This is a genomic window from Tessaracoccus caeni (genome assembly GCF_029211185.1).
Classification (GTDB): domain Bacteria; phylum Actinomycetota; class Actinomycetes; order Propionibacteriales; family Propionibacteriaceae; genus Arachnia; species Arachnia caeni.
In genome coordinates this window covers 101,012-112,818 of sequence record NZ_JARGDO010000016.1, presented here as the reverse complement: position 1 = coordinate 112,818, position 11,807 = coordinate 101,012, and the positions used below count along the sequence as shown (strand labels likewise).

Annotated in this window: 12 protein-coding genes; 8 read left to right on the top strand and 4 right to left on the bottom strand. The window is 64.8% G+C overall.

Annotated features, from left to right (window positions below):
- Nucleotides 1-115: 115 nt before the first annotated feature.
- Nucleotides 116-289: a helix-turn-helix transcriptional regulator gene (locus P0D62_RS14100; RefSeq protein ID WP_275703187.1), complete on the bottom strand. Its 174-nt coding sequence runs from the start codon at nucleotides 287-289 to the stop codon at nucleotides 116-118.
- Between the two features lie 159 nt (nucleotides 290-448).
- On the opposite strand from P0D62_RS14100, the gene P0D62_RS14095 reads away from it, so the two are divergent.
- The 8 genes from P0D62_RS14095 to P0D62_RS14060 all read left to right on the top strand — a co-directional run bounded on the left by P0D62_RS14095 (nucleotide 449) and on the right by P0D62_RS14060 (nucleotide 7,287).
- Nucleotides 449-1,327 carry a DUF4352 domain-containing protein gene (locus tag P0D62_RS14095; RefSeq protein WP_275703186.1) on the top strand — a complete coding sequence of 293 codons (879 nt, stop codon included), beginning with the start codon at nucleotides 449-451 and terminating at the stop codon, nucleotides 1,325-1,327.
- 287 nt (nucleotides 1,328-1,614) lie between these two features.
- Nucleotides 1,615-2,418, top strand: coding sequence for a sorbitol-6-phosphate dehydrogenase subunit (locus tag P0D62_RS14090; RefSeq protein ID WP_275703185.1), 804 nt, complete (start codon nucleotides 1,615-1,617; stop codon nucleotides 2,416-2,418).
- Nucleotides 2,419-2,511: 93 nt separating this feature from the next.
- Nucleotides 2,512-4,413 (top strand): BglG family transcription antiterminator, encoded by a 1,902-nt coding sequence (locus P0D62_RS14085; protein WP_275703184.1) that lies wholly within the window; start codon nucleotides 2,512-2,514, stop codon nucleotides 4,411-4,413.
- Nucleotides 4,414-4,456: 43 nt separating this feature from the next.
- Nucleotides 4,457-4,975, top strand: a complete 519-nt coding sequence (locus tag P0D62_RS14080; protein WP_275703183.1) for a transcriptional regulator GutM — start codon at nucleotides 4,457-4,459, stop codon at nucleotides 4,973-4,975.
- Nucleotides 4,975-5,526: a PTS glucitol/sorbitol transporter subunit IIC gene (gene srlA, locus P0D62_RS14075; protein ID WP_275703182.1), complete on the top strand. Its 552-nt coding sequence runs from the start codon at nucleotides 4,975-4,977 to the stop codon at nucleotides 5,524-5,526. Before P0D62_RS14080 ends, srlA begins: the two co-directional genes overlap by 1 nt.
- A 30-nt stretch (nucleotides 5,527-5,556) precedes the next feature.
- Complete coding sequence (srlE, locus tag P0D62_RS14070) at nucleotides 5,557-6,594, top strand: PTS glucitol/sorbitol transporter subunit IIB (RefSeq protein WP_275703181.1); 1,038 nt, start codon at nucleotides 5,557-5,559, stop codon at nucleotides 6,592-6,594.
- Between the two features lie 74 nt (nucleotides 6,595-6,668).
- The gene (locus P0D62_RS14065; RefSeq protein WP_275703180.1) at nucleotides 6,669-7,028 is read left to right on the top strand and encodes a PTS glucitol/sorbitol transporter subunit IIA; all 360 of its coding nucleotides are present in this window, start codon (nucleotides 6,669-6,671) and stop codon (nucleotides 7,026-7,028) included.
- A gap of 4 nt (nucleotides 7,029-7,032) precedes the next feature.
- The gene (locus P0D62_RS14060; RefSeq protein WP_275703179.1) at nucleotides 7,033-7,287 is read left to right on the top strand and encodes an HPr family phosphocarrier protein; all 255 of its coding nucleotides are present in this window, start codon (nucleotides 7,033-7,035) and stop codon (nucleotides 7,285-7,287) included.
- Nucleotides 7,288-7,359: 72 nt separating this feature from the next.
- Here the strand turns inward: P0D62_RS14060 and P0D62_RS14055 are convergent, their stop codons facing one another.
- The 3 genes from P0D62_RS14055 to P0D62_RS14045 form a co-directional block, all read right to left on the bottom strand.
- Nucleotides 7,360-8,118, bottom strand: coding sequence for a hypothetical protein (locus P0D62_RS14055; protein WP_275703178.1), 759 nt, complete (start codon nucleotides 8,116-8,118; stop codon nucleotides 7,360-7,362).
- A 189-nt stretch (nucleotides 8,119-8,307) separates the two neighbouring features.
- Nucleotides 8,308-9,975: a hypothetical protein gene (locus tag P0D62_RS14050; RefSeq protein ID WP_275703177.1), complete on the bottom strand. Its 1,668-nt coding sequence runs from the start codon at nucleotides 9,973-9,975 to the stop codon at nucleotides 8,308-8,310.
- Between the two features lie 196 nt (nucleotides 9,976-10,171).
- Nucleotides 10,172-11,749: an alpha-amylase family glycosyl hydrolase gene (locus P0D62_RS14045; protein ID WP_275703176.1), complete on the bottom strand. Its 1,578-nt coding sequence runs from the start codon at nucleotides 11,747-11,749 to the stop codon at nucleotides 10,172-10,174.
- Nucleotides 11,750-11,807 lie beyond the last annotated feature (58 nt).

Genomic DNA, 11,807 nt, shown 5'->3' with positions numbered 1-11,807 from the left:
AGATCGGTGACCATGACAGGGCCCTTCCGGCTCGGTGTTGGTGTTAGCAACACCGACTCTGGACGCCCTCCCTCACACTCACGGCAACACCACGCCGAGCCACGACCCCTTGGACTCAATCATCTAGTGCGCGAGACAGCTTCAGCCAGCTCTTCAAGTCGCCGTAGTGCTTTCCTGAACCGAGGTTGAGGATCGTTTGGCGGCTGACTCCCGAGGCCTCTGAGAGTTGCTCGATGGTCATTCCCGCGTCGACGCGCGCTTTCCCGATGATGAACCTGAGTTGACTCAAGTCGGGATCGGGAGGCAGTGGCACCTGGCCAGTTCACCGAGTTTGCCCGCCTTTCACAGCACAGGATACTGTGCCAATAGCATAGGTTCCTGTGCCACAGGTTCCTTTGCCAATGGGTTCCCTACGCCCATCCCCCTACCAGCTGAAAGGAACGCGCCGATGATCGTCGGCGCGGAGGTGTCGACTATGAGCCAGACTGTGCCCCCTGATCACGGAAGTACTCAACAAGTCCCCGAAGCCCCCAAAGCAAAGAACACGTTGGGGCTCGTGGCCCTCATCGTGGCTGCCGTCGGCTTCGTCTTCGCCTGTGTCCCCGGTGCTCTGATCGTCGGCTGGATATTGCTGCCGGTCGCCTTTGTCCTTGCCCTCGTGTCGTTCTTCGTGAAAGGTAAGAAGCGCGGACAGGGCGTTGCTGCTCTCCTCATCTCCATCGTCGGCACCGTCGTCGGTGTCGTGGTGTTTATGGAGGTGATGTCGTCGGCTTTGGATGATGCGTTCTCGAACGGTGACACGGTCGTTTCTTCGGCATCAGCCCTTCCAGATGCCGGGGAGCCGTCGGAGAGCCCGAAGCCCGTGGAGTCGCAGGGTGCGACGGAGAAGGGTTCGAGTGGTGGTACCCGGGAGAATCCCTCGCCGCTTGGCAGCGAGATCTCGAACGACGAGTGGGTCGTCACGATCAACAGCGTCGATCTTGATGCCGACAAGGCGGTGGCGTCTTCTAACGAGTTCAACGAGCCTGCGCCGGACGGACAGGTGTACATCCTTGTGAACACCACGATCACTTACGTCGGTGACAAGGCCGAGGGCTCGGTGCCGATGCAGACGATCGAGTACGTGACTGTCGACGGCAACACGATCAACTCTTTCGACACTCTGGTCGTCGCGCCGGATGCGCTGGACTCGCTGACGACGCTCTATGAAGGAGCTTCCGTGACCGGCAATATCGCCTTCGCCGTTCCTGTCGATACCGCTGGTGACGGCGTGCTGGCGGTCGCGCCGGGGATGTTCTCCGACAAGGTGTTTGTCTCGGTGAAGTAGCTGAGCTTCTGGTCGTGCGGGCGACCTTGTGTCGACTGCGGTTGCTGAACCCTCAAGACGATGGGCGCCCGTGCGACCTCCAGAGGGAGATCTTCCCCCGTCTGTGGGGGAAGATCTCCCTCTGGAGCTTCCGGGCGCCTCTAGGGGGTCGTCACTCGCGCCAGTCGGGCATCCGCCCGATTCTTTTCCGTAAGCCGGAAAACCACCGCCCGATTCATGCCTGACAAGCGAGGTTGCTCACAGTTACCTTATGAGCGAACAACTCGGACTGTGGCAATGGAGGCAACATGTCGAACAACTGGCTGGGCATCGAGGACAAGATCGTCATCGTCACCGGCGGCAACTCCGGCATCGGGAAGCACATCGTTCAGGGCCTGCGCGCGGCGAACGCCCAGGTGGCCTGCTTCGACGTCTCGGTCGAGGACGGCATCGATCCTGACACCGGCGTGCTGAACCTGAAGGTCGACGTCACCGATCCCGAAGCCGTCGAGGCTGCCGTGGCTCGGGTGTGCGAGGAACTGGGCGAGGTGACCACCCTGGTCAACAACGCGGGCGTCAACCTCCCGCGACTGCTCGTCGACGTGCGGGGCGAGGCGCCGCAGTACGAACTGGACACGACCTCCTTCGACTTCATGTTCAATATCAACGTCAAGGGCGCTTTCCTGATGGCCCAGGCTGTTGCTCGTCGCCTGATCAAGGCCGGCGCCGGCACCATCGTCAATGTCACCTCCGAGGCGGGCTCCGAGGGCTCGAAGGGGCAGTCGGCCTACTCCGCGTCGAAGGGCGCCATGAACGGGTTCACGCTGTCGTGGGCCAAGGAGCTCGGCCCGGAGGGTGTGCGGGTGGTCGGCATCGCGCCTGGCATCCTGGAGCCGACCGGCCTGCGCAACCCGGCCTACAACGACGCGTTGGCCTACACCCGCAACACGACGGTGGACAATCTGTCCCCGGACTACGCGAAGACCATCCCGATCGGTCGTCCCGGCAAACTCGACGAGATCGCCGACGTGGTGTGCTACCTGGTCTCCGACCGCTCGAGCTACATCACCGGCACCACCGTCACTGTCACCGGCGGCAAGTCTCGCGGCTGATCGCGTCGTCTCGCGGAGCGGCCTGACCTCGACGGAGCACGTCGAGGGAGGGGCACAGGCCGTTTCCGTGGACGCCGACAGATCGGTGTATCCGTGAATCGTCGAGCAGAGATCCTCGTCCAGCTGGAGCGGCATCTGTCCGCTCACCCCGACGCGCTCATGAACCGCCTGGGCGTCGGGGCGAAAACCATCGCCAACGAGGTCCAGGAGATCAACAAGCAGTTGGCCGGCGCGGCCTCGGTGCGCCTGGACAACGGGCGTTACCGGTTGTGGGTGGTCGATCGCGACCGCTATGCGCAGGTGCGCGCGGAACTGCTGGACTACACCCGGTCCTTCAACGATCCCCGGTCGAGGGTGGGTGGAACGCTGTCGCGGCTGCTGCGCGCGGACCGTCCCGTGATCACCGACGAGCTGGCGCGCGAGATGTCCGTCAGTCGCTCGACCGCGCTGGGCGATCTGTCGCAGCTGCGGGAAGAGGGCAAGCCCTACGGTGTCACGATCGTCGGGCGGCCTCACTCCGGGCTGCAGCTGCACGGCGATGAACTGGGCATCCGGCTGCTGGTGCTGGACCACCACTACGAGACGCTCTACTCGGGCTATCCCATCGACGACGACCTCATGGCGCCGCTCGAGGACACCGTCGCCGGTTTCGCGCTCGGTCACCACGTGACGGAGGATGCCTACCGCTGGTACACGGTGATGCTCGACCGGCTGCTCACCGGACATCCGCTGGAGGCGCTGCCCAAGGTGTACGACGCCGTCCGGGAACTGCCGTCATTCCAGTTCGGCAAGCAGGTCACCGAGCGCCTCGCCGCGCTGCTGCAGATGGAGATCAGTCCGGCGGAGGCCGTCTTCCTCTCGCTCCCCGTCGTCGGCATGCGCACGCCCAACAACGTCACTCAACTGACGCTGCTGGCGGGCGATCACGACGACGTGCAGGATCTCATCCAGGTGATCCTGGACGGCATCGAGGCGGAGATGGACATCCGCATCCCGCCCGCCGCGCTGCTCAAGGAGTTCGCGCCGCACCTCACCTTCATGACCAACCGGCTGCGGTTCCGGATCCGCCTGCCCTATCGGGCGATGACCGATCTGGGTACGGCCTACCCCGTCGCGTTCCGGATGGCGAAGATCGCGGCCGGCACGATCGAACGCGAATTGGGTCTGGAGGTGCCCGAGGTCGAGATCGGCCTGCTCACCAGCTACTTCCAGGTGTTCCTGGAGGAACAACGATCCTCCAGCGCACTCGCATTGCGGGTGGCGATCGTGACCGATGTGGGTCGCGTCTCGGCGCGCCTGGTTCAGCTGCAGGTGGCGAAGGTGATGGCGGAAGACACCGACTTCTCGCTGTTCTCCCTCGACGAGGCCACCCCGGAACTGCTGAACGGCTTCGATCTGGTCATCTCCACCAGCCTGGCGTCGCTGCACACCTCCACGCCGATCGTCGAGCTGGCCGAGGTGTTCGACAAGGACGAGCTGCTCGGACACATCAACAGGCTGCGCTTCGATCGCAGCGCCAGCCTTCCGCTGGGCGCAGGCAACCGCTCGCTCCTGGCCAACCTGCTGAACCGCGACCGCTTTGTCGTGCTCTCGCCGCACCTCGACTACCGCGCCAACCTCGACCGGATGCTCGATCACCTGATCGGCCTCGGCTACCTGGAGGAGGGATTCCGGGAGGCGCTCGCCGAGCGGGAGCGCCGGGCGTCGATGGCGATCGGCACGCACGTCGCCTTCCCGCACGCCACGCTCCCCGGTGGCGCCGACCAGCTCGTGCTGGCCATCGGCGTCATCCCCAGGGCCTCCGACGAAGACGGCCTGCGGATGATCGTGCTGCTGGGCGTCCCCGAGAAGTCCGACTACGACGACACCATCCTGATCGACATCTACGAGGAGATCATCAGGCTCACCTCCGATCAGGCCGGTCTCAACAGGATCTGCCGGTTCACCTCCTACGAGCAGTTCTTCCTCCACATGACCAACTCCCCACTGACATGACCTCCACCACATTCAGCCCCCGATCCGTACAGAGAGGACGGATATGAATTTCTGGTTCCTTCTCATCGTCTTAGGCCTCGCCTGGGCGTTGCAGAGCTTTTTCTCCTTCCTGCAAGTGAAAGACTTCACTGCCGCCTACGGCAGACTTCGCCGGCAGGGCAAGGTGGCCATCGGCAAGCGCAAGAACGCGCTCAGCGCCGGTGCCATCGCGATGTTCCTCATCGACGACGACGGGTTCATCCGTGAGGCCTCCGGCATGTCCGGCCTCACGATCCTGGCCCGATTCAAGCAACTCAAAGGTTTTGAGGGGCTGCACATCGCCGAGGTGGAGGGAGACCCTACGAAGCGTCTTCCCAAAGCCCTGCGACTCGCAGTTCTGAACGCCCGTGACAACTGGTTCATGGTTCAGCTCGGCCAAGTTCCCCAGGATCCGCCCGGTCCCTTGGCTCGCCTCATCGCCCGATTCCGGAAGAACAAGCCTCAACCGGAACCGGTCGCAATCCGGGCACCACGCAAGATTCGCGTGGTCCGCACCCCCCGCACAGAAGGAGTACCTCAATAATGGGATACCTCGTAAGCGCCGCGGAGTGGTTCATCGGCCTGTTCCAGGCCGGCGCAGAGACCTTCATCAGCTGGATGACCGGGATCGTCCCGCTCGTCCTGATGCTGCTCATCGCCATGAACTCTCTCATCGGCCTCATCGGCGAAGACCGCATCAACGGTTTCGCCCGTCGCGCCTCCGGCAACCCGATCAGCCGCTACATGCTGCTGCCGTTCCTCGGAGCATTCATGCTGGGCAACCCCATGGCCCTGTCGCTCGGCCGCTTCCTCCCGGAGTGCTACAAGCCCTCCTATGCCGCGGCCGGCATGCAGTTCTGCCACACCAGCAACGGCGTGTTCCCGCACATCAACCCGGGTGAGCTGTTCATCTGGCTGGGCATCGCCAACGGCATCACCCAGCTGGGCCTGCCCACGGCGCCGCTGGCCATCCGCTACCTGCTCGTCGGCCTGGTGATGAACTTCATCGGCGGATGGAGCACCGACTTCATCACTCGTTGGGTCGAGAAGCAGCAGGGCATCAAGCTCAGCCGCCAGCTCGTCGCTCACCACTGAGCCGCGTAAGACGAGAGGAAAGAAACAGACATGAGCTACAACTCGATCATCGTTGAACGAGGCAGCGGCGGCTACGGCGGTCCTTTGACGATCACCCCCACTGACGAGAAGAACAAGGTGGTCTACATCGTGGGCGGCGGCGCCCGTCCCGATGTGGTCGACCGGATCGTCGAACTCACCGGCATGGAGGCCATCAACGGCTTCAACAACGCCGTCCCGGATGAGGAGATCGCGGTCGTCGTGATCGACTGCGGCGGAACGCTCCGCTGCGGCCTGTACCCGAAGAAGGGCATCCCGACGATCAACGTCATGCCGACCGGCAAGGCGGGCCCCCTGGCGGCCTTCATCCACGAGGGCATCTACGTGTCCTCGGTGGGCGCCAAGCAGGTTCGGCTGGCCGACGCGGCGGCCGTTGCTGCGGCAGCGCCGGCTGCTGCCGCGGGGGCCTCGGCGAGTGCCGCCCCGGCTGCCGACTCCGACCAGGTCAAGTTCACCAGTGACAAGAAGATCTCCGAGACGCTTGCCACCAAGAAGAACAAGAACCTGCTGGAGAAGATCGGCCTCGGCGCCGGCAAGGTCGTCGCGACCTTCTACCAGGCCGGCCGCGACGCGGTGCAGACCCTGATCACCACGATCCTGCCGTTCATGGGCTTCGTCGCCATGCTGATCGGCGTCATCAACGCCTCCGGCTTCGGCAACTGGTTCAGCCAGCTGCTCTCGCCGCTGGTGGGCTCGGGCGTCGGCCTGCTCATCCTCGGCCTGATCTGCTCGCTGCCGTTCCTGTCGCCGCTGCTCGGCCCTGGTGGCGTCATCGGCTCGGTCATCGGCACCCTGATCGGCGTCGAGATCGGCAAGGGAGCCATCCCTCCCAGCATGGCTCTCCCGGCGCTGTTCGCCATCAACACCCAGAACGGTTGCGACTTCATCCCCGTCGCGCTCGGCCTCGCGGAAGCGGACGCCGAGACGGTCGAGATCGGCGTGCCCGCCGTTCTCTACTCCCGCTTCCTGAACGGCGTGCCGCGCGTGGCCGTCGCCTGGCTGGCCTCGATCGGCCTCTACTCCGCATGAGCTGAGTGAGTGTGGTTCCCGCGTCGTCGCGGGAACCACACCTCTCGGCCCTCCACCCGAACAAAGGAACTTTCATGGCTTCTATCTTCAACACCACCGTCGAGGGCATCGGCCCCGAGGCTCACACCTTCGCCGAGCAGGGCATGTACATCCTGTTCGGTGCGGGCGCTCCGCCGGCGCTCGCCGACTTCTGCTACACCATCAAGATGGTCCCCACCACCGCGGACATCGTCGTCGGCCAGAAGCTGGTCCTCGACGGCGTCGCGTTCCCGATCACCGCCGTTGGCGAGGTCGTGCGCAAGAACCTCGACGGACTGGGTCACATCACGATCAACTTCGACGGTGCCCCCGAGGCGATGCTCGACGGCACGCTGCACGTGTCCGGCACCGCGCCGGCGCTGACCGTCGGCACCACGATCGCGATCGAAGACTGATCCCATGATCAGCCGGACGGTGACGGTCGCGGACCCGCAGGGCGTGCATGCCCTGGTCGCGCACCGACTCTGCCAGGCTGCCGGCGAGTTCTCCTCGTCGATCTGGATCATGGCGTCGGGCCGGCGCTGCTCGCTCGTCAACCCCATCGAGATCCTCGCGATGGGCATGTCCTTCGGGAGCGCGGTGACGGTCTTGGCCGATGGCCTCGACGAGGCCGACGCCCTGGCGGCGGTCTGCGGGCTGCTCACAGAGTCATAACTCCGCAACAGCTGATGGCCCCGAAGGTTGAGAGTCAACCTTCGGGGCCATCAGCTGTGGTCGGGGGAAGCGCTACTTCGTCGCGGGACGGTAGTTGCGGCTCGTCGTGCCGGGGAAGAAGCTCTCCATGATGTTGTGGAAGAGGCGCTGTCCGCTGACGTGTGGCGTGTAGGTGTACAGCGCGGCGGTGGCGCCGTTCTTGATCACGAACGAGTGGCCGTCGAGGCTGCGGTAGCTCTTCTTGTACTTCCAGGAGTTGATCGCCGCGTAGCCGGTCCAGGTGCGGTACGCCTTGAGATGATCGGCGCCGTAGTAGATCTGGTTGGCCAAGCCTCGGTACCTCGAGCTGCACGACCCGCCGTCGGGGCAGCCCATGCCCATCAGCTTGTTCCACTTGGCGGTGGTGAGGGCGTTGGTCACGCCGCCTTGTTCCTTCTGAATGGTGGTGAGGATCACCTTGGGGCTGATGCCGCAGGCCTTGGCCACCTTCTCGATCACCGTCCACGCGCGGCTGCCCTTGGTGATGCGGACCGTCTTGCAGCCCTTGCCCTTCTGACCGCTCGTCAGCGTGACCGCGGGGAAGGTGATGTCCTTCAAGCAACGCCTGCTGCTGTTGCTCGAGCACCGCGCGCCCTTCTTCTGGATGAAGGACTTGATCTGGCTCTGGGTCATCGCGTCGGGCTCGTAGAACGCGGCGTGGGTGATGACCAGTGCCTTGTTGAAAGCCGGCCGGGTAGAGGCTTCGCTGGGAGCCGTGGCCGCAGCCCACATCCCGATGCTCAGCAGCGCGGCGAGAGCCACGGCGGCGGTCCGACGGAGAAGAGATCGCATAAAAACCCTCGCATGGTGTCGTAGGTTTCCCCTCGCGGCGAGCCAGGGGCTACGTGCACACAATACCTGAGAATATCCTGATTTGCTCTCAGGATTAGCGAAAAGTTCTATGACCTTTAGCCAGGAAGGCTCGTTGACCAGCGCTTCGCCGGGCCTGGCTCGAGAAGCAGGGGCGCTGCGTGGAAGCCGTTATCTGGTGCGCTTTAAGGTGAAGGTCTTCGACGTGGCCGTGATGGTCTTGCCGCCCTTGACCTGGTAGGTGGCGACCACCCGCCAGCTGCGCTTCGCCGCTACCGAGCTCTTGTAGGACAGCGAGATGGAGTAGGAATCCTTGACGTTCTTGACCGTCTTGTGGGTCTTCCACTTTCCGTTGACCTTGACCTGGGTCTGGACGGTGACGGCACCCGGGAAGCCCTTGACGGATCCCTTCACCTGCACCCGAGCCCGGACGGGCGCAGTGGCAACGGACTTCGCCGTCACCGTGGGCGCGATGCGCTTGAGCGTGAATTTGTCCTTGAGCTGGGCCTTGCCGTCCTTGCTGGTGGCGACCACGCGCCAGGTCTGGGTGCCGGCCTTGCTGCTGTTGGTGCTGAGCGCGATCGAGTAGGAGCCCGTGACGTTCTTGACGGTCTTGGAGGTTCGCCACGCGCCGTCGAGGTAGATCTGGGTCTTGACGGTCGCCCCGTCAGGGAACCCTGTGACGGTGCCCGTCACCTTCGCCGTGGTGTTGATGGGGGCCGAGGAGGGGCTCGTGCGCGAGAGCGTGGGCGCGATGCGCTTGAGCGTGAATTTGGAGATCTCTTCGGCTTCGCCGTCGTTGCTCGTGGCGACTACGCGCCAGGTCTGGGTGCCGGCCTTGTCGCTGTTGGTATCGAGCACGATGGCGTAGGAGTTCTCGACCTGGTCGACGGTCTTGGAGGTTCGCCAGGCGCCGTCGAGATAGATCTGGGTCTTGACCGTGGCGGTGCCGGGGAAGTCTTTGAGGGTTCCGCTGACCTTTGTCTCGACGCCCACATAGGCCCACTCGGGGCTGTTTCTGGTGATCGACGCCTGCTCCGTCGGCGTGGGAGTCGGTAGGGGGTCGGGACCGGCGGGCGGAGTGGCGGGCTTCAAGGTGCCGGGGAAGAAGCCCTCCATCACGGTGTGGAAGAGGCGCTGCGCGCTGACGTGCGGCGTGTAGGTGTACAGCGAGGCGGTGGCGATGTTTCGGATCACGAAGGGGTCCTGCGGCTCGTCGAGCGTCTTGAAGGGAATCCCCTTCTCGAAGGACTGGATCGCCGGGTAGCTCTTCCAGGTGCGATACGCGCGCAGCCGGTCGGTGCCGTAGTAGATCTGGTTGGCGAAGCCCTTGAACTTCGGGTTGCAGGCCTGCCCATCCGGACAGCCCATGCCCATCAGCTTGTCCCACTTGGTCTGGGTGAGGGCCAAGCGAACTCCGCTTTGCTCCTTCTGGATGGTGGTGAGGATCACTTTCGGGCTGATGCTGCAGGCCTTGGCGACCTGCTCGATGACCGTCCAGGCCCGGCTGTCCTGCGCGATGGTCACGGGCTCGCAGCCCTCGCCGGGGGTCCGGTCGCTGACCAGGGTGACCGCAGGGAAAACGATGTCCTTCAAGCAGGTTCTGGGATCGCTTCCCGACGTGGGAGCGCAGGTGGTGCCTCTGGATTGGATGAATATCCTGATCTGGTCCTCGGTCAGTGCATCGCCGTCGTAGAACGCCGCGTCGCTGATGACGAGGGTCTTGTCGAAGACGGGGGCCTCGTCGGCGTGGGCGGGCACTGCGGCGCCGGTCCAGGTACCGGCGGTCAACAGCGTTGCGATGGCGGCAGCAGCAATCTTGCGGTGGGGAGCTCGCATGACGTACCTCGTTGTGTTCAGGGCCCGCGGATGGGGGAGGGAATGCGGGCCTCCTGGGGACTCACGTTACCTGAGAAAAACTTCTCAGGTGATTCTCAGGGTCAACCTCTAGTTGAGACGGGGACCAGAAGCCGCGAGGGGTCCGCGGATAGGTGTGACCTACCCACGGACCCCTTTGCTTGGGACGTCACTGCGCCTACGCGCGGGGGCTCACCTCGAGCCAGGCGAGACCGTGCGACGGCAGCTCCAGGCCCTTGTCGAGCGACTTCTTGGTGCCGCTGATCAGTTCAGCGGCCTTGGGGGCGAAGCCCGAGAGGGTCTCGGCGCTCACCACGACGGGGTGGTCGCTGACGTTGGCGAGCACCAGGACGCACTTGGCCTTCTTGGTGGCGCCCGGGCGCTGGAAGCCCAGCACCGCCTCATGGCCGGTGTGGAACGGGATCAGCGCGTTGCCCGCGAACTGGGCCGTGTTCTTGCGCACTTCGATCAGCCGCGTCAGGCGCGCGAAGATGCGCCCGGACATCGTCGCGGTGTCGGAGCGAACGGCGTAAGCCTCCTCCTGGCGGCGGGGGCGGCCGATCCAGCGGCGGTCGCCGGCCTCGGCAGGCCGGTTGACGTAGTAGTAGTCGTTGAGCTGGCCCACCTCGTCGCCCAGGTGGATCAGCGGCATGCCGCCGGTGCACATCGCGAGTCCGTAGGCGAGCGTCACGCGGTCCTCGCCGCACGGATCGCCGGTCTCGACGCCGGCCAGGGAAGCCGTCGTTCCCGCCACCTGCGTGGCATCGCTCTCGGCGTCGTTCCGGACGGCGACCCCGCGCGCGAAGCTGCCCTGGAAGGCGCCGGTGTAGAAGTCGTTCAGGAAGCGGCGGTGCCAGTAGCCGTCGACACCGAACTCGGCGGCGTCGTCGTCGGAGAAGGCCCAGTCGATCTGGTCGCCGTCGCGCACGGAGGTGATCCAGGCAGCGCTCTCGGGCAGCTCGTGGTGGCGCTCCAGGGCCTGGTTCAGCAGCCGCGCGTTGCGGGTGGCCAGCGCCTCCCAGGTGAGCGCCATCTGCGCGGTGTTGACCGTCAGGCCACCGTCGACGGCATCGGAGGCCAGGAGGACGCTGGGGGCTGCCAGGTGGAGAAGGACGTTGAGGATCTGAACCGCAAGTCGGTTCTCGGCGGTGATGCCGTTCAGGTGCAGCACCTCGATGCCCTGGTTGGCGAGGAACAGTGCGTCCCCGACCAGATCGTTGACGGTGGCGTCGGCGGCGAGTGAGAGTTCGACCGCCGTCGAGATGCCCGCCCGGCGAAGCTTGCCGACGAGTGCGGTCAGGTCGGCGGTGGTGCCGAGGCTCGGGTTCACCTCGCGGTTGCCGCTCTCGACGGAGAACAGGGAGGTGAGGTGGAGAGAGGTGAGTCCCAGCTCCTGGAAGTAGGGAACCTGCTTGGCCAGGCCCTTCAGCGAACCGGCGTAACGCTCGACGTCGCAGACCGCGCCGAGCGCCTGCTCAGAGGCGAACCAGGCGGGCTCGTCGGCGCGCTGCTTGTCCAGGCGCTTGAGGGCTGCCGGACGGTCCTTCCAGGACTGCGCAGCCAGGGAGACTGCCTCGGTGAGGGGCTCGCGGCCCTCTTCGCCGTCGCCGTAGGCCTGCACGAAGAGGGAGTGAAGTGCCGGGAAGTGCTCCTCAAAGCGAGGAGAGAAGGTCTTGTCGAATCGTCCGGCGCGGGATTCCGCATGCTCACGGGTGATTTCTTGGACGGTGTAGTGCTCATTGCTATTGCTGGTCACTGCCCGCAGCTTAGTTCATTTGTTGAACCCAACAATGAGGCGCGCCGAGGGAAGGGGA